This is a genomic window from Bacillus sp. FJAT-27231 (genome assembly GCF_001183975.1).
Classification (GTDB): domain Bacteria; phylum Bacillota; class Bacilli; order Bacillales; family Domibacillaceae; genus Pseudobacillus; species Pseudobacillus wudalianchiensis.
Genome location: NZ_LFZU01000001.1, coordinates 2,192,918 through 2,212,297, shown reverse-complemented (window position 1 = coordinate 2,212,297; position 19,380 = coordinate 2,192,918). Strand labels below are relative to the sequence as shown.

The following is a 19,380-nucleotide window of genomic DNA, read 5'->3' as shown; positions in this document are numbered from 1 at the left end:
AAAATGATTGCTTAATAATAATGTTCCCGGGGACCTTTATAATCTTGAATTGTATTTCCGCCATCTACAACGAAGAGCTGACCCGTAATATAAGAGGCCTGTTCAGATGCTAAAAATGTAATTAAATGCCCGACTTCCTCAGGCTGGCCGTTTCTGCCCATTGGGGTGTTTTCCCCGGCTATTCTTTCATGCTCTGTTTGTGATCCGGTCGTAATCCAGCCAGGAGCTACGTTGTTCACTGTAATGTTATGTTTGGCCACCTCAATCGCAATGCCTCGGCTCATACCAACCAGAGCCGCCTTTGCCGCGCTATAGCCAGATTCCCCGGGATTGCTGACAAGTGGCCCGGTGACAGAGGAAACGTTGACAATTCGGCCGTATCGATTTTCGATCATTAGTGGAAGGGCCGCTCGTGTGACATGAAAGCAAGTAGATAAATTGCGTGAAATGGAAATGTTCCATTCTTCCGTATCGAGTTCAACGAAAGGAATGAATTTTTCTGGTGAGCCTACTTGTCCCATGCCCGCATTATTAATGAGAATATCAATTTTTCCATAGTCCTTGATCACTTGGTGAACAAGCTGTTCTGCCTGATCAAAGCTCATAAGGTCAGCTATATAGCCTTTTGCTTCAATTCCAAGCTCTCTCAGCTCTTTTTCTCGCTCGTATATTCGTTCCGTCGTGGAAGTGATCGCTACTTTGCCGCCAAGCTCGCCAATAATTTTGGCCGCAGCAAATCCAATGCCTGATTCGCTTCCTGCTCCTGTTACAAGACAAGTTTTCCCATTAAATTGTGTATGTACCTTCATTTTTTTCTTCCCTTCTATTAAAATAGTCTAAACTATTTTAATAGTATAACAAATCATTTAGATGATGCGGTAACGGTCGTAAAAAAGACATTATTTTGGCGAAATATATAAATTTATTTTGTGTGTAGTTGTAATGACCTAGTAACTTTGGTATAATCTGCCTAAATTATTCACATACATTGGTGAGTTGATCGGAGAGTGAGGATGGTGGGATACAGTAGAAGCGTTTATGATGATCAACCAGAGCTTCTTCTAATGGACTTGCAACAACTACATGCTTCTTTGAATAAATTTGATGTAAAGCAACGAGCCGCTTTTGAACGGTTAGATAGCGAGGTTGTAAGGTTTATTCGAAATCATACGGACTTATTAAACGCTGTGGATCAAGCTGTCATCATCGGTATTACGGATACAAAAGGAAGAATTTTGTATGTAAATGATAGTTTTTGTAAGATTTCTAAATATGTACGAGAGGAATTAATCGGAAAGAATCACCGCCTCATTAATTCTTCCTATCATCCTAAAGCTTTTTTTAAGGATATGTGGGCTACGATTGCCTCGGGAAAAGTTTGGCGGGGGCAGGTGAGAAATAAAGCCAAAAATGGCGAGCACTATTGGGTGCAGACGACCATCGTTCCGATAAAAGATGAACGAGGAGAAGTAAGTTACCATATCGCTTTTCGAACAGATATTTCTAAAGGGAAATTTCTTGAGGAAAAGCTGCGCATGTCAATGGCTGAGGATTACGACCGGACTATTAAACTAGTGAATCACCTTGTTTTTAAACTGAAGAGAAATGAACGGGATGAAATTGTTTACACGTATATAAATGGCGGAATTGTGAACCTATTCAAAAGTGATCATACGAAGCAGATTAATAAATCTCTTTATTCCATTTATCCAAAAGAAAAGGCTTCTTTTTTTCTTGAGCACTATGAAAAGGCATTTAGGGGGGAATCCGTCTCCTATAAATATAAACTCGGAAAACTATGGCTGTTCACTTCTCTCACTCCGGTTGAACGAGACGGCCAAATTGTAGAAGTGGTTGGAACGACGAGCGATGTGACAGATCTTGAGAAAATGCAAGAAAAAGTTCATTTTATGGCTTATCACGACGACATGACCAAGCTGCCTAATCGCATGAAGCTTTTAGAGGACTTAGACCGGCAAATGAAAAGAAAAGAGCCTTTTACTGCTTTTTATCTTGATATGAATAACTTTAAAACCATTAATGATTCTATTGGTTATAAGATAGGGGATAAATTAATTATCCTGGCAGGGCAGCGGATAAAAGAATTTTTTAAACAGTCTGCTATGGTTTACCGAGTCGGAGGTGACGAGTTTTTTGTTGTTTGGCGTGACTCTGACAAGATTGATTCGACTGTGACCGAGCTGCTTGATCAACTAAGCCTGCCTTTTGTGATTGACAGCCATGAAATTTCTATTTCTTTTAGTTTAGGCATCAGCCATTTCCCAGAGCTGAGCCAAGATGTAGAAAGCGTGCTGCAGCATACTCATCTTGCTTTACAAAAAAGCAAGCAAGTGAAAGAGAATAGTTTTGTTTTTTACAAACCTGAATTATACAGGCAGCATCAGCAAAGGGCTGAAATGGAGAAAGAGTTGCGATCGGCGATTAATTCGAATGAGTTAACACTTTTGTATCAGCCTAAAATGGATATTAAGACAAACAAAATGATTGGAGTAGAAGCGCTTGTCCGCTGGCAATCGCCTAAATACGGAATGGTTAGCCCAGGGAGATTTATTCCCTTGGCAGAAGAAACGGGACTGATTAGCAGGATTGGCAAATGGGTTTTAACCGAAGCGTGTAAGCAAATGAAAGAATGGCTGGAAAAAGGCTATCCAGCGATTAGAATGGCGGTAAATATTTCTGCGAATGAATTGCAAAGTCCCAATTTTGTCCAGCAAGTAGAGGGGATTTTACAAAAAACAGGAGTAAATCCTTCTTGCCTGGAGCTAGAAATTACAGAAAATAGTATGCTATCCCAACAGAGTGGCGCCGTATTAAATGAACTAAGAAAATTAGGTATTTATTTATCCATAGATGATTTTGGTACAGGCTATTCTTCACTTAGCTATTTAAAAACATTTCCTGTGGATTGTTTAAAGATTGATCAAAATTTTATTTTTGATGTATTCAAAGATTCAGGAAGCGCAGAGATTGTAAAGGTAATTATCCAAATCGCTCATACTTTTAACTTAAATGTGATTGCGGAAGGTGTCGAAAATAGAAAAACTATTAACTTTCTCTTAAATAATAAGTGTAATCAAGTGCAGGGCTATTTTTATAGCAAACCAGTTTCACCTAGGACAATTGAGCGCTTTTGGATTGAGTCTCTTCAAGGGTTAAATAATTAATAGATAGATGAAAAAACTGTCTAGGTGCATGAGACAGTTTTTTATATGGGTTAAATTTCCTAGTGCGGGTTTCTTTAATATGAATGATGCAGGAAAATATCGGAATAAAAGCCTATTTTGAAAACGCTTACTTTGTTATAGAATGATCACTAACCTATACATTTACATAGGCACAAGAGATCAAACACGAACAAGGGAAGCGGGGGAATAAGATGGGGAAATGGAAAAAGGCAGTTTTATCAGGAACGATTGCAACAGGTATGATGATGGCACCGCTGGCGGTGTATCAGGCGCCAGTTACGGCATTAGCCGCTTCACAGGCATTTGACAATAAAATTGTCAAAAAAATTGATGCTGAAACAATCTATCAGCACGTATCAGAACTATCTGTCGGCATTGGGGAACGCGTAGCAGGCACAGCAGCAGAGAAAAAGGCGGTTGATTACATTGCCGCTCAGTATCGTTCCTATGGTTTAGACGTAGACATTCAGCCATTTGAATTTCGAACGTATCAGGAAGCAAAAGAAGTTTCTGCTCAGGTGGCGGGACATCCCGAACAGAACTTAAAGCCGACCGCTTTCAAGTACTCTCCTAGTACACCGGATGAAGGGCTGACTGGTGAAATTGTTTTTGCTGGTTTAGGACAAGCATCTGACTTTGCCGGCAAGGATGTAGCAGGGAAAATTGTGCTGGTTGAACGGGGAACCCTTACTTTTGCTGAAAAAGCGGCCAATGCAGTAGCCGCTGGTGCAAAAGCTTTGCTTATTTATAATGACAGAGATGGTATCTTGCAAAGTAGCATTCCTTCTTCTGGAAGCTTTGTGCCTACACTCGGGTTAACAAAGGCAGAAGGAAAACAATTGAAGTCCTTACTAGGCGAAAAAGAATCTGTTACCGCTACAGTGAAAGTTCTCGGGGCTGGCTTTGTAACAAAAACATCTTATAACGTAATTGCCACGAAAAAGGCTCATAAAAATCATGACACAGGTCAAATCCTCTATGTGGGATCACACCATGACTCGGTGCCAGGCTCTCCAGGGGCAAGCGATAATGCTTCCGGTGTAGCAGTAAATCTTGAAATCGCCCGAGTGTTAAGTGATCAGCAAACAGATACAGAAATTCGTTTTCTGACGTTTGGAGCGGAGGAACTTGGATTGCTCGGTTCTTATCATTACGTTTCTACACTAACGGAAGAGGAGAAGGATCGTTCTATCGGCATGTTCAATTTTGACATGGTCGGCAGCAAGAACGCTGGCGAGATGATTATGTTCACCGTAGACGGCCAGCGAAACGTTGTGACAAATACCGGTGCATCTGCGAGCACGCGTGTGTATAAAGAGCTAACTTATGGAAAAGTGGGACGCAGTGATCATCAGCCATTCCATGACAGCGGCATTCCATCAGCTGCCTTCTCCTATGCACCGCTTGAGCCTGAGTATCACAAACCGACCGACACAATCGATCATATTAGCAAAGAAAAAATGGAAAACATGGCAAAGGTCGTGAGTGCTGGCATTTATCAAATTGCCCGCAAGGATACACCGGCGTTAGAGCGATCTAAAGTAGCGCCAAAACCAGTGGAACCGCCATTTGAAGACCGCCCGCTTTAATAAAACATGGAGAGGGCCGTGTAATCGAAACTAATTTCATGAACAAGTTGAATAAAAAATGCATCCTGAAAGTTTGCTTTCAGGATGCATTTTTATTTTGTAACAAATTTATCTCAAACCAGTATATGCAAAATTCACAAATATACCTTTATATAAAACGAGATCACTTTAAGATTAAATGCTAACGTTTGGAAGAATATCCTCCGCCTGTTCAAGAAATTAAACAACAAAGGAGGATTCTATGAAAAGCTGTATTTCTATTTTCGCTCTTTTTATCGTCATTTTAACAGGGGGGCAGTACAGAAGAGTCACAAGACACAAATCAGAAATGCCAACAGGCAAAGGAGAAAAATGACTTGTCGAACCAGTTTGGAAGTGAAGCGGCAGGGAAAAAATGAAGCCTGCATTTCCTTAATGGGAACAACCAGCTTGGGAACAAGGAGACTTCATTATAGAAAAAGAAATGAAGACGAATCTGTTAGATGGTTTATTTGTAAATGTTCCGGGACCGATACAGCGCCCGAACCAGCTCGTTTCCGATGAGCTGCAGAAGCTGCCGAATGGGACGAAGATGCAGCTTCTGCTAGAGGATTATGACTGGGAGAAGAAAGCGCATACATCCATACTTGAAAAAGAAGCAGTTAGACGACAGGATGCTTTTCTTAAACTGCCTGACGAAGAAAATAAGGTGTACCGTCTAACCGCGAATGTAGTAAATAAACAATCGGAGCAACTGTTAGATGCCGTCCAGCACCGCTTTTATGTGCCTTACCAAACAGCAGAGTTAAACGTTAAAATAACAGCTGAAGAAAAAGTGGCTGATCAATCTCTTGAAGTGAAAACAATTAATTGGGGGCCAACTGATGTAGAAGTGAGCAAAACATACTCGGTCAGTAAGTGGGCAGATAATGAATAGAAGTATGTTTATCCAATGAACCCCAAACCGATGAGTATGTATTAAGCGGCTGTCTCCCGGCAAAGAAATGAAGTCAGAGATTGATGTTTCAGATTTAAAGCCGGGGTTGTACCGGTTTGAAAATGGAATAAATGCAGGAAATACAGATATTGCTGGAGGACCGGTTTTGGCTGCCGTATTTGAAGTGGTGAGAAAATAGAAAAAGCCAGCAGAATTGCCGGCTTTTTTATTTTTCAAATTTCCCATCTCTATACAGTATACAAAATTGTTCTTTAACCAAAACTTGTGAGGAAAAGAAATGGATAAAATGGATCTATTAGGGGTGTGTCTGTATGCCGATCGTTTCTGTTATAGGATATGGAGAGTTTAAAGTAGAAAAAGGGAAAAAGTTAGTTTTAGCATTAGAAGATAATGGTGTTCATATCCTTCACCGCTGTGGGGGAAAAGCAAGGTGTACTACTTGCCGTGTGGAAGTAGTAGCAGGTGAATACTATGAAACAACAGAAATTGAAAAAAGTGCTCTTTCTGAAAAAGGGATTGAAGATCTTTTACGATTATCGTGCCAGGTCTATGTAAACGGGGATGTAACGGTTCGGCCAATCCTGACAGTGGAAAGCTCTGGCATGAAGGTGGGGCCTAGACCAGCAGATTAAACATCGTTGAGGACGACAAATACCAGTTTCCAATTAAATTCTGACAGCTCATCAAATCAATATTCTAGAGGATAGATTAAAAAGCGCCCAGGAAAATAAAAAATTAAAGCATATGATTAATTGAAAGTTCATTTTTAAAAGTGGGGGCGTTTTTATGAACACAGAAACTCAAATCTTTCCAGAAGACCATTTGCATGACATGCGTGCAGAAGAGGAGCAGCCAATTGAGGCTGATAGCAGAATTGGTCGATTTGGCCGACCGTTTGGGGGATTCGGTAGACCGTTCGGTTTTGGGAGACCATTTGGATTCGGGAGACCATTCGGGTTTGGCCGTCCGTTTGGATTCGGCCGACCATTCGGATTTGGTGGTCCGTTTGGATTTGGCAGACCGTTTTTCGGCCGGCCATTTTTTGGGAGACCATTTGGATTTGGGTTCGGCTATCCTTTCTTTGGATTCGGCTATCCTTTTTTTGGAGGACTCGCTGGAGGTTTGTTAGCTGGCGCCTTGTTAGCTCCATATGCGTACGGTTATCCATACTATGGCTATCCATATGCGTACGGTTATCCATACTATGGCTATCCGTATTACGGCTACCCATACTACTGGTAAAAAAGTAAAGAGATAGACGAATTCTGTTGTTCATGAGGAAAATGCTTTTAGTCCGGAGAAATTGTAAAAGATTTCTTGATAGGAAGGCCGGTTTTTTCAAAATTAACAGGCATTTGTTTAGCAGGTTTAAACTAGAATGATTTATTGTTGGCGGGTTAAGTCCAGTAATGATAAGGGCTTAACCCGTTTCTTTTTTGATGTTAATGGTGAGATAAATCACTAGCTTGTCCAAACAAAAATAAAAAGAGGTTTCTTACCAAAAGGAGAAGGGCACGCGCCCATTTTCTTGAATAATGAAGATTCTTTTTATCTGTTTACTAGCATATCCTTCACTCGGAAAGCAAAAGTAATATTTCATTTTTACGGAGCAGTATCTTCCGCTCTTGGCTCTAGGAAGAAGAAAATAAAAATAATTAAAGGGAGAGCGATCAGAAACACTTCGGATTTAGACGGATAAAAAGTTGGTAAATTCGCTAATGCCATCATTCATTCTCCTTTTTAAAAAGCTGTAATAAACGATCATCCACATGAAAATGTCTGGATATGGTTTTTTTAGAAAAAGGTGTAATTCTTTTTTAAGTAAGGCAGTGTTGCTTGTGTTCTTGGAAGTCCGAAAATTGGACCGCTAACGTTGAGACTAAAGGTTCCAGGGGCAAGACCAAGAGTGACAACCCGGATGTCATCTTTGATTAATAAGATCGCTATTAGAATGTCTATTAAATCGACTGTAAGATCCAACGTTTGACTTCCTTTTATCCCTCTTGCGCGGCTGCCTCCTAAAAGGGGGCCGCTCAATGTCAAACTAAAACCGCCGGAAGTAATAAAAATCCCTACGATCGTTATTTGGCCGGTCAACAGAAGAATGGCCGTAATAATATCGATGTTGCGCTGCAAAGAGGATATAAATTGGAGTTCATTTTGGACTTTGATATTTTTTTCCAAGATCGTCACATCCTTGTATCATAGTTTATTCTACTCATCATGTGATGGTTCCTAAGGATGCTAGAATTGGTGTGTGCTGTATCAAAGCAAAATAGTTGTTATTTACTGACTATTCAGTTAGGTTGGAAGAAAGAGGGGAATTTGTGAAAGGGAGGACTTGACGGTGAAAGCGATTGTTTTGAAGGAACTTGGGGGACCTGATCATCTATCATACGAAGAAGTAGTGACTCCTAAGCCAAAAGGAAATGAAGTAATCGTTAAATTAAAATATGCTTCTTTAAATCGAAGAGATGTATGGATCCCATATGGAAAATACCCTGGCATAGAGCTGCCGGCTATACTCGGGTCAGATGGAGCAGGCGAAGTGGCGGCCTTAGGAGAGAATGTTAAGAATATTGAGGTTGGTAGTGAGGTCATTATTAACCCTTCTTTGAATTGGGGAGAGAGCGATGCTTTTAACGGTCCCGGTTATTCCATATTAGGAATGCCGACAAATGGAACCTATGCTCAATACGTTGCGGTACCAATCGAGAATGTGTACCCTAAGCCGGAATACTTATCGATGGAGGAGGCGGCCGCTTTGCCGTTATCCGCTTTGACGGCTTATCGAGCAGTAGTAGTTCGAGGAGAAGTGAAGAGGGATGAGACGGTCTTCATTCCCGGAATCGGCAGTGGAGTAGCTTTATTTGCCCTCCAAATTGCAACAGCAGCTGGTGCAAATGTCTATGTCACTTCAAGCAGTGATGAAAAGCTTGAGAAAGCGAAAGAGCTTGGGGCGATAGGAGGAGCCAATTACCGTTCAGATACATATGTAAGAGATTTAAAAGGCGAAATAGGCGGTGCGGATCTTCTAATTGATGGAGTAGGCGGAAAGACTTTTAACGATTTAATACAATTGGCTAAGATGGGAGGAAGAATTGTTAATTTCGGAGCAACGGCAGGCCCTGTGCCGGACCTTGTGCTTCCACGCCTATTTTTTAAACATTTAGATATCAAAGGAACCACGATGGGGAGTTCGCGGGATTTTGAAGAAATGCTTCAATTTTTTGCTGATCATGAAATCCGGCCGGTTATTGATCGGATATTCCCGCTGCAAGAAGCAGCTGAGGCTCAGCGCTATATGGAAAAAGGCCAGCAGTTTGGCAAAATTATATTGGAAATTCCAGAAGGTGATGAGTAAGAAAAGACCTATTATTTCTTATAAGTGAACTTTTGATACGAATAGGGCTTTACGATACAATGGGTGCATGCAGCTGCATGCACCCATTGTATCTTCTTTAACTCCTGGCTCTGTTAATGATAAAGGTTGTTTTTCAATAGTCGATTAAAATAAAAATTAACAATCAAGTGTAATAGAGCCGAATTTTTTTAAGAGGCTGCTTAAAAGCAAATAAAGAAAAAGAGGAGAGAAGGAAATTGGAGAAAAGAACACCAATCACCGTTGCTGAAGCTGTACGAAAAGTGATGGCTGTAGCGGGCAGCGGAAAAAAAGAAACAATACATATTGATCAAGCCTACGGGCGGAGATTGGCGGAGAATGTGATTGCCAAGCATCCGGTCCCGCCTTTTGATCGCTCTCCCTATGATGGTTTTGCGATCCGCGCCAAAGATTCTGAGACCGCTTCACAAGATCACCCGGTTACATTCCGGGTTGCCGGCGAAATTGCAGCTGGCGATGTGTTTACAGGAGAAGTGAAGGAGCAGGAAGCCGTACGAATTATGACAGGTGCCCAAATTCCTGACGAGTGCGATGCGGTCGTTATGTTTGAACTGACAGCCGAACATTCAGATGAAAAGAATAAATATATGACGATTAAACGCCCCTTCACAGCGGGCGATAACGTTTCCTTCGCTGGCGAAGATACAAAAGAAGGAAAAGTGCTCGTCGAAAAAGGAGAATCTATTAATCCAGGAGTGATGGCCCTTTTAGCGACATTCGGGTATAGTACGGTAGAAGTGGCGGAGAAGCCTGTTATTGGGGTATTTGCCACCGGGTCAGAGCTGTTAGATGTCCATGAGGAGTTAGAGCCGGGAAAAATTCGTAACAGCAACGCCCATATGATTCTCGCCCAAATTAAACGGGCAGGAGCTGAGCCGCTTTATCTCGGCAAGCTTCCGGATCAATTTGATCTTTGTCTGGCAGCTATTCAAGAAGCGTTGGAGAAGGTAGACATGCTTATTACAACAGGAGGGGTTTCGGTAGGTGACTACGATCTTTTACCGGATATCTACAAGGAAATAGGAGCTAACGTGCTGTTCAATAAAGTAGCGATGCGTCCAGGAAGCGTAACGACGGTTGCTGAGACGGACGGAAAAATTTTATTCGGTTTGTCTGGAAATCCTTCCGCTTGTTATGTTGGGTTTGAACTGTTTGTCAGGCCGGTCGTTCTTCATCGTTCATTCGCCAAGGAGCCTCATTTGAAAAAGGTAACAGCTAGGCTAATGGGGGACTTCTTAAAGCCTAATCCATTCACTCGCTTTGTGAGAAGTGCCATCGAGATAAAAGATGGCTGCTTAGAAGTAGATCCAAGTGGATTTAATAAATCGAATGCGGTTGCTGTGCTTGCCTATACGGATGTGCTCATGGTGCTTCCGGGCGGCACGAGAAATTTTAAAAAAGGAGACATGGTCGACGTGCTCCTCCTTGATTCTGATAAAGGCAGTGAGTGGCCTTGGGAGTGAATAAGCCCATTCTTCAAGTGACGGGCTATCAAAACAGCGGCAAAACAACGCTGATGATGGAGCTAATTGAAGAAGCTGCCCGCCAAGGATGGACAGTGGCTTCTTTAAAACACCACGGACATGGCGGTACCCCGTCCCTTTCCGAAAAGCAAAAAGATAGCGATAGGCATCGCCAGGCGGGAGCTCTCGCTGCGGGGGTAGAAGGTGGGGGTGTATTGCAGATTACGGCTGCAAAAGAAAACTGGCAGCTGGAAGAAATTCTTGCGTTATACCGCTCTCTTCCTGTTGATCTCCTGCTTGTAGAAGGCTACAAACAGGCAGAGCATCCCAAGATCGTCTTAATTAAAGAGGAAAAGGAGCTAAATTTGCTCGATCAGCTCCAAAATATTCAAGCGGTGATCAGCTGGCAGCCACTCTCTATAAAGAATCAGGGTTATCCTGTTTTTCTGCTTGAGGAAAAAGAAACCTATAAAAGTTGGTTTGTCCGCTATGTAAAAGACTGCTTTTTTGCACAATAAGGGAATATCCCCCTGAAGATGGGGAAATCCCCCGATATGGAGAACACTATCTTTTTCTTATGATAAGAATCAGATAGTGTTCTTTTTATTTGTAAGGAGGAAGCAAAAAATGCCACAAACAGCCATTATCAAACAAAAGAAGGAACGATCCATTAACAATGCGTTTGCTTCTCATTATGCAAAATCGATGTTTCTCACCGTCAGCGCCCTGATTCTTTTATCTTTTATCGGAACAAGAATGTTTACCCATATTGATTTAAATCTTTACGGTTACATGGTCGGAACGATCGTGTTTATCGGTGGCTTTTTCTACCGCTTCATCGCCTGGGGGGAGAGACCGCCGACAAAGATTTTCATCAAAAAAGGATTGAAGTTATTATTCCGTCCCACAACAGCTAAAACATCCGTTGATCACCTAGCGATCTATAACTTTATCTGGAATCGGGGAATTTACCGCTGGACTCAGCATATCCTGATTGGCTGGGGTTGTATCCTCTCCTGCTTTGTTACGTTTCCGCTCGTATTCGGCTGGATGTACTTCACAATGGAGGAAAATGGCTATTACACAGTGATTGCTCTCGGAATGAACATTCTGCATGTAAAAGCAGACGGGGTGTTAGCCTTCTTCTTTTATAACGCCCTGAACTTTACAGCCGTTATGGTGATCATCGGAGTATGTATGGCGCTATACCGCCGCCTGAAAAATATGCAGGCACGCGCAGAGCAAAAATTCATGTACGATTTTCTCCCTTTATATTTATTATTATTTGTTTCGATTACAGGCTTACTGCTCACATTTATGAACATTTTCCTGCACGGACAAGGACAGCCGATCATGTCACTTATTCATCAGTATGCCGTTATTGTTACACTGATTTATCTTCCTTTCGGAAAGCTTGCGCACATTCCTTTCCGCCCATTGAGTGTATTTGTCAAAAACTACCGCGAGCATTATGCGAAACAATCCATGAAAGAGTGCAAAGTATGCGGCGAGTCGTTCGTTTCCACAGAACAGTCTAATGATGTACGCGAAGTTCTCGGAACAAATGATATTCATTTTGATATGGAAGATGGTTTTAACTTAGCAGAATTATGCTTGCCATGCCGACGTAAATATCGAATCTCCCGTTTCTCCGGCATTGCGACTCACGAAATTAAAGTCAAGGAGACGAATCAGAATGCAAAGGGATAAATTTTTTAAAGAAATAGATAACTTAACACATCCAAATGAAAGGTTAATTAAAACGCATTGCAGCTATTGCGGCATGCAGTGCGGCATGAACTTGCGTGTTAACACGCTCACGAACAAAATTATCGGAGTAGAGCCAAGATATGACTGGCCTGTCACGGTCGGTAAAATGTGTCCAAAAGGGGTGACGGCTTATCAGCAGACCAATCACAAAGATCGTTTGTTAAAGCCGCTCATTCGTGATGATGCTTCGCTGAAGGGGACGAAAGAAGGCTTTCGGGAAGCGAGCTGGGAAGAAGCTTATGATCTCATTGCTACTAAATTTAAAGAGCTTCAAGAACAATACGGAAAAGACAGCTTATCCGTTTTCAGCGGCGTATCGATGACGAATGAAAAGTGCTACTTAACTGGAAAGTTTGCCCGTGTGGCTCTCGGAACACGCTATATCGATTACAATGGCCGGTTCTGTATGTCGAGTGCAGCAGGAGGATTCCTGCGCTCATTCGGAGTTGATCGCGGTTCCACTCTTCCATGGACTGATATTCATGAAACCGACTGTTTATTTATTGCGGGCAGCAACACAGCTGAATGTCATCCGACCTCTATGTTCCGCGTCTGGGCAGTACAGGAAAGGGGGGGCTATCTTATCGTAGCCGACCCGCGTGAAACACCGATCGCCAGAAGAGCAGATATTCATCTTGATTTAAAACCAGGAACAGATTTGGCTCTAGCGAATGGTATTTTAAATCTCTTAATCCAAAATGGCTATGCGGATGAAGAATTCGTTCGTCAACATACGAACGGGTTTGAAGAAACGAAAGAACTCGTTAAAGAATTTACACCTGAATACACAAGTGAACTTACCGGGGTCGCTGTCGAGAAGATCGTCCGAGCGGCAGAGATTTACGGTAAAGCGCCGAATGCGATCGTTATGTTCGCAAGAGGAGTGGAGCAGCAACATAAGGGAGTCGACAATGTGTCCGCTTATGTAAATTTAGCGCTAGTTACGGGGAAAATTGGACGGGCAAAAGCAGGGGTGGCTACTTTTACCGGCCAAGGCAACGGCCAGGGCGGCCGCGAGCACGGACAAAAAGCAGATCTTTTACCGGGATACCGTAAAATTACCAACCCTAAGCATGTTCAGGAAGTATGTGATGTATGGGGCATTACACCAGAGGAAATGCCGGGACCGGGTGTTTCCGCTTATGAAATGTTTGAACTGATGGAGCAAAAAACGATTCGGGGCTTGTATCTGCTCTGCTCGAATCCAGCTGTTTCAGCGCCAAACCTTAACTTTGTCAGACAGGCCATGAAAAATCTTGACTTTATGGTTTGTGCAGATTTTTATTTATCAGAATCAGCAGAGTTTGCTGACGTTGTGCTTCCATCGGTTACGTGGTCAGAAGATGAGGGAACGGTCACCAACTTAGAAGGACGGATTATTAAGATTAATCAAGCTCAAGAGCCGATTGGGGAATCAAAACCGGACTGGAAAATACAAGTAGAACTAGCTGAACGGCTCGGAAGAGGAAAATATTTTTCTCATCTGCACACAGCAAAGGATGTTGCCGATGAATTCCGATTAGCTACTAAAGGCGGATATGCTGATTATTATGGGGCCACTTGGGATAAGATCGACAAGCAGGATGGAATCTTCTGGCCTTGTAAAGATGAAGAGGATGCTGGAACACCGCATATGTTCCTGGATAAGAAATTTTATCATGAGGATGGCCGGGCAAAGATTTGTGCACTGCCCTATCGGCCGCCAGCGGAGGAGCCCGATGAACAATATCCACTTCGCTTAACAACTGGAAGGGTCGTCTATCATTATCTGTCCGGCAACCAAACGAGACGGATTCCATTTTTGAAAGATATGTGCCCGGAACCATTTGTGGAAGTACATCCGGAAACCGCCTTAAAGTATGACATCGATCATGAAGAAAATGTTCGGCTGTTTACCCGCCGTGGAGAAGGAATATACCGAGTAAAGATTACGGAAGCTATTCGACAGGATACAGTATTTGTGCCCTATCATTTCGGACATGAGCAATCTATCAATTTATTAACGATTGCAGCGCTTGATCCAATGTCACGCATGCCGGAATTTAAAGCATGTGCCGCGCAAATTGAAAAACTAGAACAAAAGAAGGTGCAATAAATGAAAAAGAGGCTGTATTTAGAACTGGAAAATTGCATTGGGTGCCGCTCCTGTCTTGCAGCATGTACCCAGTGCGGAGGACACGAAGAACGAAATAGAAACTATGTATACGACGTGAATCCTCTCGTTAACCGGCAGACGATGCCTCTTATGTGCCTTCACTGTGTGAATCCGGCATGTGCGAGAAGCTGTCCGGCCCAAGCGATTCAAATTCATGAAACAGGAGCTGTCTTATCTGCTCTTGTAGAAAAGTGTATTGGCTGTCAAAACTGTACGATTGCCTGCCCATATGGCATTCCTAAATTTGATACAGAACAGAACTTAATGTACAAATGCGATTTATGTATTGACCGCACAAAAGATGGCATCCCGCCAATGTGCGCAAGCGTCTGTCCGTCTAATACACTTCAATGGTTAACAGACGAAGAAATTGAAAATAAAAAGCAGCAGCATAACCTTGATAACGGAAAATGGGTCACAAGCATGCCTTATTTAGAAGGAGAAACGAACGTCAAGATCAGCCTCCCGGGGATTTTACAAGGGGTAACGAAGCTGTTTTAGGAGGAATAAGCACGATGGACAAAAATAATAAGATTCCTTTTCAAGAAGATAACTATACTCATAATATCCAGCGTAATGGCGAACGAACGCTGGATCGCCGGGGATTCATGAAAACACTCGTTGGAGCGGCTGGTTTATTCGCTGTTTCTTCACTCCCGTGGGGAGCGGTAGCAGCGAAGGAATTAATGGGGCTTGGTAATAAAGGCTATCCAAGAAAGAAAATTGCTGACGTCTCAAAAGTAGCGATTGGCGATTCTGTTAATTTTTCCTTTCCGGGTGAGCATGATAGTGCCTTGTTAATCAGACTTAGTGAAAACAAGTATGTTGCTTATCAAAATGCCTGTACGCATCTTCGCTGCCCGGTATTTTGGGTGAAGGACAAAGGCGAAATGATCTGTCCGTGCCATCATGGAAAGTTTGACGCCCAGACGGGAGAGCCAACTGCGGGTCCGCCAAGACGTCCGCTGCCGGAAATTAAAGTAGAAGTAGAAAACGGTACGATTTATGCAGTAGGGGTAAAACGCTATGAAGCGTAGCTATCTAAGTGTTGCTGTCCTTTGTGCCATTTTGATGATGCACATCGTTTTGACTCAATTTATGGTTCACCAATATTTCTTTGGACATTATGTAACAGTTTTAATCTATTGCGGATTCAATATTCTGTTGTTTCCGATTGCTCTATTTGTTTATCAGCAGGATAGAAAGCGCAAAGGGGTGCATCACAATGAACAATGAAACCTATTTAGATTTTTGTTTTATCAGACCTGAACAAGGTGAGTTCAAACAGGAGATTGACCGGCTGCTCGAGGAGCTGTTTAGCGGCAAGCGGTTGAAGTGGTATTTGGAAGAAAAGAAGCAGGATGGTCTTGAAGTGGTCATTGCCGAGGTGAAGGGCATGAGTAGTTGGTCTTCTGAAGAAGAGCTAGTCTTACATTTGGAAGATGAGGCGGACGAGCGCTTTTGGAACTATATACAAGGCTATCAGTTTTATATTTATCCATTCACGAAAGGGTGTGGCTCTTGTGGAACTCATTAATATAGCAGAATTAGATTCTTACGTATCCATTCCGGTCCAGTTAGCTATCCATGATGAAAATGGGACGAAGGCGCCGTGGACGAAAAAAATAATCGAACAGGTGACACTTTGTCCGGACGGCACTCATCTCCGCTTATATTTTGACCAGCACCATTTTCTTGCAATTCCGCGAATGAGTCAAGTAGTGAAAGATGATAGGCTGTGGATCGCTCACGACGAAAAAAATAAATTAATCTATATGATTCGAAAGGAAGAGACTTTCCATGAATAAAAAAGTTCAGCTGCCGTTACAGACGCTAAACTTAACAGTTGGTTTTATGATTTGGGTTATTTTATCCTCCCTCATGCCATTTATTAAAGAAGATATTGCTATTCCGCCAGAGCAGCTTGCCTGGGTTACAGCGATACCGGTTGTTCTTGGCTCTTTATTAAGAATTCCGCTTGGTTATTATGCAAACTTATTTGGAGCACGCAAGATTTTCCTTGCTAGTTTCGTTGTTCTTCTTTTTCCTATCTATTACATTAGTATAGCAAATAGCTTTGTGGATCTGATGATCGGCGGTTTATTCTTAGGGGTTGGCGGTGCTATTTTCTCTGTTGGTGTTACCTCATTGCCGAAATATTATCCGAAAGAACGACATGGACTTGTAAACGGCATTTACGGAGCTGGAAACTTAGGAACAGCGATTAGTACCTTTGCAGCCCCAGTTATCGCTTCAAATATTGGCTGGTCTGCTACTGTGCAATTATATTTAATCTTAGTCGGTCTTTTCTTCGCAGCTAACTTTTTCCTTGGGGATAAAAAAGAGGAGAAAGTAAAAACACCATTAGTAGAACAAATCAAGGGTGTCTATAAAAATGAAAAAATGTGGATGCTTAGTTTATTTTACTTTATTACATTCGGTTCATTTGTCGCTTTTACGATTTATTTACCAAATTTTCTTGTCACAAATTTCGGTCTGGAAAAAGTGGATGCGGGTATGAGAACAGCAGGCTTCATTGTTGTGGCTACTTTCATGAGACCGCTCGGCGGCTGGCTGGCTGACCGTTTTCATTCATTGGTTCTGCTTATGTTTGTTTTTGCCGGAGTGACAGGTGCTTCTGTACTTTTGTCATTTGCTCCTTCCATTCAATGGTACACAGTCGGCTGCTTAACAATTGCATTTTGTGCAGGCGCTGGAAATGGCATTATCTTTAAACTTGTGCCAACATATTTTCACAAACAGGCAGGAATTGTGAACGGCATTGTATCGGCAATGGGCGGACTCGGCGGCTTTTTCCCTCCTTTGATGCTGACATTACTGTTTAATTTAACTGGCCACTATGCGATTGGATTCATGGCTTTGTCTGAGGTGGCGCTCGTAAGCTTTGTATTAGTCATCTGGTTGTATTTCCAAGAGAGACTCGATCTTTCTAAACAGATTATTAGCCATACAGCGGAAGGAATGATTGTAACAGACAAGAGCGGCACGATTATTATGGTCAATCCCGCCTTTACTCAACTAACAGGTTATGAAGCAGATGAAGCGATCGGCAAGAATCCAAGCTTCTTAAAATCTGGCATTCAGACGAAGGAATTTTATGAGAAAATGTGGGGAGCAATAGCAGAAAAAGGATCATGGCAAGGTGAAGTATGGAATCGACGCAAAGACGGCCGTAATTACCTAGAGTGGCTGACCATTAGTGCCATTAAAAATGAAGCAGGTGAAGTGAAGCAGTATGTCGGGTTGATTAGTGACATGACAGAGCAAAAATTAAATTGGTCAAAGGAGGGATAGGATGGAGAAAAAGCTGGTGGATCAAGAAATCAGCTCCTATATTATTAGATTCCAAGAAGAGGAATTAAAACGGATTGCTACGGAGCTCCATGAGGGGATAGGGCAGACACTGTACGGTATTTACACTAGTTTAGGCTTTTTGGAAACCGGCCTGGATCAGCCAGAGATGAAGCAGTATATGCAGGAAACCGCTTTACTCATGGAAAAAACAATTAATGAAGTACGGATGCTGTCAGTGGAACTTTATCCGCCAGCTTTGGAAATTGGACTAGTCCCTGCCATTAAAAGTTATGCTAAGCTATTCACATCGACTTATGGTATTATAGTAGAAATCGAGTCAAGCGGTACTCCGCAAGATATATCTAAAAGCGGGAAGCTCGTTTTATTCCGTGTTTGTCAGGAGGCGCTTGCCAATATTGCTAAATATGCTGACACATCGCGCGCTTCTATTATAATAGAGTGGGAACCGTCTCTTGTAAAAATGCAAATAAAAGATTACGGCGAAGGGTTTGACATGAAGGAAGCATTGAAGAAAATGTCAGGGCTTGCAGCGATGAAGGGAAGGATGGATCTCGGCGGAGGTGCATTTTCAGCCGAATCCGAGATAGGGAAGGGATCTACTATCAAGGTTTCGCTTCCTCTTGAGCAGCCTTCGTAGTGCAGCGATTGTTCATGTCAAATAAGATTAGGCTAAAGAGGAAAATAGCGGCCATTTAATTTAAGTCGTGGTCGATTCAAAAAGGCAAGCAATAAAAATTAAAGTGTTTCAATAGCCTGAAAGCCTCCATCATTGGAGGCTTTCAGTATTTTTTGGTTTAGTAAGGATTTATTGGCAGATAGAACGGGAAGTGAATAATGAGGGGGATTGCTATCATGATTAAAATATTACTTGTGGACGATCATTCTGTAGTTCGAATGGGGCTGAAAATGCTGTTAAATAATCATTCTGACATAGAGGTGGTAGGAGAGGCATCAGAAGGGAATGAAGGAATTCAAAAAGCGCTGGAGCTTCATCCTGATGTTGTCATAATGGATTTAAGCATGCCTCATGGAAAAGATGGCTTATCTGCTACGTCAGAATTAAAGAAGCAGCTTCCGCATGTTCATATTCTCATCTTAACGATGCACGATGATGAGGAATATTTATTTCAGGCAATTGAAGCCGGTGCTTCTGGCTGTTTGTTGAAGAGTGCGCCGCATGATGAGCTGTTATCTGCTATCCGATCAGTCGCTTCAGGACAAGCTTACCTCCATCCATCAGCGACAAGAAGATTAATGGAAGAGTACATAGGTACGATACGGCAAAGTGGTTCAGGAGGGGGTTCGTATCATTCACTGTCAGATAGGGAAAGGGAAGTGTTAACGCTTATTGCTAAAGGCTATTCTAATAAAGAGATTGCAGAGCAATTAGTAATCAGTGTCAAGACTGTCGAAACACATAAAGGAAACTTAATGGAGAAACTGCAAATGAAAACACGGCCGGAGCTTGTGGCATACGCTCTGAAGAAAGGGCTTCTCGGCTATGGTATATAAGAGGAATCA

The 19,380-nt window shown here is 42.3% G+C and carries 21 protein-coding genes; 18 read left to right on the top strand and 3 right to left on the bottom strand.

From position 1 onward, the window contains the following. Positions 1 to 11: 11 nt before the first annotated feature. Positions 12 to 809: an SDR family NAD(P)-dependent oxidoreductase gene (locus tag AC623_RS10355; protein ID WP_049662354.1), complete on the bottom strand. Its 798-nt coding sequence runs from the start codon at positions 807 to 809 to the stop codon at positions 12 to 14. A 204-nt stretch (positions 810 to 1,013) separates the two neighbouring features. Here AC623_RS10355 and AC623_RS10350 point away from each other — a divergent pair, with 204 nt between their 5' ends. The 5 genes from AC623_RS10350 (at position 1,014) to AC623_RS10330 (ending at position 6,974) form a co-directional block, all read left to right on the top strand. Beyond that, positions 1,014 to 3,185 (top strand): sensor domain-containing protein, encoded by a 2,172-nt coding sequence (locus AC623_RS10350; protein ID WP_049662353.1) that lies wholly within the window; start codon positions 1,014 to 1,016, stop codon positions 3,183 to 3,185. 212 nt (positions 3,186 to 3,397) lie between these two features. Further along, on the top strand, positions 3,398 to 4,795 hold the full coding sequence (locus AC623_RS10345) for a M28 family peptidase (RefSeq protein WP_082174390.1): 1,398 nt from the start codon (positions 3,398 to 3,400) through the stop codon (positions 4,793 to 4,795). 463 nt (positions 4,796 to 5,258) lie between these two features. Further along, positions 5,259 to 5,711 carry a hypothetical protein gene (locus AC623_RS10340; protein ID WP_049662352.1) on the top strand — a complete coding sequence of 151 codons (453 nt, stop codon included), beginning with the start codon at positions 5,259 to 5,261 and terminating at the stop codon, positions 5,709 to 5,711. Positions 5,712 to 6,043: 332 nt separating this feature from the next. Beyond that, positions 6,044 to 6,364: a 2Fe-2S iron-sulfur cluster-binding protein gene (locus tag AC623_RS10335; RefSeq protein ID WP_049662351.1), complete on the top strand. Its 321-nt coding sequence runs from the start codon at positions 6,044 to 6,046 to the stop codon at positions 6,362 to 6,364. A 154-nt stretch (positions 6,365 to 6,518) separates the two neighbouring features. Further along, on the top strand, positions 6,519 to 6,974 hold the full coding sequence (locus AC623_RS10330; protein ID WP_197090960.1) for a hypothetical protein: 456 nt from the start codon (positions 6,519 to 6,521) through the stop codon (positions 6,972 to 6,974). Between the two features lie 360 nt (positions 6,975 to 7,334). On the opposite strand, the gene AC623_RS22115 is transcribed toward AC623_RS10330, so the two are convergent. Together AC623_RS22115 and AC623_RS10325 are read right to left on the bottom strand one after the other, a co-directional pair. Beyond that, on the bottom strand, positions 7,335 to 7,460 hold the full coding sequence (locus AC623_RS22115; protein WP_269429913.1) for a hypothetical protein: 126 nt from the start codon (positions 7,458 to 7,460) through the stop codon (positions 7,335 to 7,337). A 66-nt stretch (positions 7,461 to 7,526) separates the two neighbouring features. Next, positions 7,527 to 7,916: a hypothetical protein gene (locus AC623_RS10325; RefSeq protein ID WP_231603468.1), complete on the bottom strand. Its 390-nt coding sequence runs from the start codon at positions 7,914 to 7,916 to the stop codon at positions 7,527 to 7,529. A gap of 163 nt (positions 7,917 to 8,079) precedes the next feature. Between AC623_RS10325 and AC623_RS10320 the strand changes: the two genes are divergently transcribed. The 13 genes from AC623_RS10320 to AC623_RS10260 all read left to right on the top strand — a co-directional run bounded on the left by AC623_RS10320 (position 8,080) and on the right by AC623_RS10260 (position 19,371). Further along, complete coding sequence (locus AC623_RS10320) at positions 8,080 to 9,096, top strand: zinc-binding dehydrogenase (protein WP_049662350.1); 1,017 nt, start codon at positions 8,080 to 8,082, stop codon at positions 9,094 to 9,096. A gap of 236 nt (positions 9,097 to 9,332) precedes the next feature. Continuing rightward, positions 9,333 to 10,598 (top strand): molybdopterin molybdotransferase MoeA, encoded by a 1,266-nt coding sequence (locus AC623_RS10315; protein WP_082174389.1) that lies wholly within the window; start codon positions 9,333 to 9,335, stop codon positions 10,596 to 10,598. Continuing rightward, positions 10,595 to 11,116, top strand: a complete 522-nt coding sequence (gene mobB / locus AC623_RS10310) for a molybdopterin-guanine dinucleotide biosynthesis protein B (RefSeq protein ID WP_231603466.1) — start codon at positions 10,595 to 10,597, stop codon at positions 11,114 to 11,116. Before AC623_RS10315 ends, mobB begins: the two co-directional genes overlap by 4 nt. Positions 11,117 to 11,225: 109 nt before the next feature. Then, positions 11,226 to 12,308 carry a membrane protein gene (locus AC623_RS10305; RefSeq protein WP_049662349.1) on the top strand — a complete coding sequence of 361 codons (1,083 nt, stop codon included), beginning with the start codon at positions 11,226 to 11,228 and terminating at the stop codon, positions 12,306 to 12,308. Then, positions 12,295 to 14,463: a molybdopterin oxidoreductase family protein gene (locus AC623_RS10300; RefSeq protein ID WP_049662348.1), complete on the top strand. Its 2,169-nt coding sequence runs from the start codon at positions 12,295 to 12,297 to the stop codon at positions 14,461 to 14,463. Before AC623_RS10305 ends, AC623_RS10300 begins: the two co-directional genes overlap by 14 nt. Further along, positions 14,464 to 15,024 carry a 4Fe-4S dicluster domain-containing protein gene (locus tag AC623_RS10295; RefSeq protein WP_049662347.1) on the top strand — a complete coding sequence of 187 codons (561 nt, stop codon included), beginning with the start codon at positions 14,464 to 14,466 and terminating at the stop codon, positions 15,022 to 15,024. Between the two features lie 14 nt (positions 15,025 to 15,038). After that, entirely contained in the window at positions 15,039 to 15,560 is a 522-nt protein-coding gene (locus AC623_RS10290; protein ID WP_049662346.1) for a Rieske 2Fe-2S domain-containing protein, read from the top strand. Beyond that, entirely contained in the window at positions 15,550 to 15,759 is a 210-nt protein-coding gene (locus AC623_RS10285) for a hypothetical protein (RefSeq protein WP_049662345.1), read from the top strand. The genes AC623_RS10290 and AC623_RS10285 overlap by 11 nt, the downstream gene beginning before the upstream one ends. After that, on the top strand, positions 15,749 to 16,060 hold the full coding sequence (locus AC623_RS10280; RefSeq protein WP_049662344.1) for a hypothetical protein: 312 nt from the start codon (positions 15,749 to 15,751) through the stop codon (positions 16,058 to 16,060). Before AC623_RS10285 ends, AC623_RS10280 begins: the two co-directional genes overlap by 11 nt. Then, a complete protein-coding gene (locus AC623_RS10275) occupies positions 16,047 to 16,331 on the top strand; it encodes a hypothetical protein (RefSeq protein WP_049662343.1) in 285 nt (94 codons plus the stop codon). The genes AC623_RS10280 and AC623_RS10275 overlap by 14 nt, the downstream gene beginning before the upstream one ends. Beyond that, complete coding sequence (locus AC623_RS10270) at positions 16,324 to 17,838, top strand: nitrate/nitrite transporter (RefSeq protein WP_049662342.1); 1,515 nt, start codon at positions 16,324 to 16,326, stop codon at positions 17,836 to 17,838. Before AC623_RS10275 ends, AC623_RS10270 begins: the two co-directional genes overlap by 8 nt. A 1-nt stretch (position 17,839) precedes the next feature. Next, positions 17,840 to 18,496, top strand: coding sequence for a sensor histidine kinase (locus AC623_RS10265; RefSeq protein ID WP_049662341.1), 657 nt, complete (start codon positions 17,840 to 17,842; stop codon positions 18,494 to 18,496). Between the two features lie 215 nt (positions 18,497 to 18,711). Beyond that, positions 18,712 to 19,371, top strand: coding sequence for a response regulator (locus tag AC623_RS10260; protein WP_049662340.1), 660 nt, complete (start codon positions 18,712 to 18,714; stop codon positions 19,369 to 19,371). The last annotated feature ends 9 nt before the right edge of the window (positions 19,372 to 19,380 follow it).

Bases quoted from the DNA above. Each gene is read 5' to 3' on its own strand.
- AC623_RS10355 (WP_049662354.1), bottom strand. From the start codon at position 809: ATGAAGGTACATACACAATTTAATGGGAAAACTTGTCTTGTAACAGGA.
- AC623_RS10350 (WP_049662353.1), top strand. From the start codon at position 1,014: ATGGTGGGATACAGTAGAAGCGTTTATGATGATCAACCAGAGCTTCTT.
- AC623_RS10345 (WP_082174390.1), top strand. From the start codon at position 3,398: ATGGGGAAATGGAAAAAGGCAGTTTTATCAGGAACGATTGCAACAGGT.
- AC623_RS10340 (WP_049662352.1), top strand. From the start codon at position 5,259: ATGAAGACGAATCTGTTAGATGGTTTATTTGTAAATGTTCCGGGACCG.
- AC623_RS10335 (WP_049662351.1), top strand. From the start codon at position 6,044: ATGCCGATCGTTTCTGTTATAGGATATGGAGAGTTTAAAGTAGAAAAA.
- AC623_RS10330 (WP_197090960.1), top strand. From the start codon at position 6,519: ATGAACACAGAAACTCAAATCTTTCCAGAAGACCATTTGCATGACATG.
- AC623_RS22115 (WP_269429913.1), bottom strand. From the start codon at position 7,460: ATGATGGCATTAGCGAATTTACCAACTTTTTATCCGTCTAAATCCGAA.
- AC623_RS10305 (WP_049662349.1), top strand. From the start codon at position 11,226: ATGCCACAAACAGCCATTATCAAACAAAAGAAGGAACGATCCATTAAC.
- AC623_RS10300 (WP_049662348.1), top strand. From the start codon at position 12,295: ATGCAAAGGGATAAATTTTTTAAAGAAATAGATAACTTAACACATCCA.
- AC623_RS10295 (WP_049662347.1), top strand. From the start codon at position 14,464: ATGAAAAAGAGGCTGTATTTAGAACTGGAAAATTGCATTGGGTGCCGC.
- AC623_RS10290 (WP_049662346.1), top strand. From the start codon at position 15,039: ATGGACAAAAATAATAAGATTCCTTTTCAAGAAGATAACTATACTCAT.
- AC623_RS10285 (WP_049662345.1), top strand. From the start codon at position 15,550: ATGAAGCGTAGCTATCTAAGTGTTGCTGTCCTTTGTGCCATTTTGATG.
- AC623_RS10280 (WP_049662344.1), top strand. From the start codon at position 15,749: ATGAACAATGAAACCTATTTAGATTTTTGTTTTATCAGACCTGAACAA.
- AC623_RS10270 (WP_049662342.1), top strand. From the start codon at position 16,324: ATGAATAAAAAAGTTCAGCTGCCGTTACAGACGCTAAACTTAACAGTT.
- AC623_RS10265 (WP_049662341.1), top strand. From the start codon at position 17,840: ATGGAGAAAAAGCTGGTGGATCAAGAAATCAGCTCCTATATTATTAGA.
- AC623_RS10260 (WP_049662340.1), top strand. From the start codon at position 18,712: ATGATTAAAATATTACTTGTGGACGATCATTCTGTAGTTCGAATGGGG.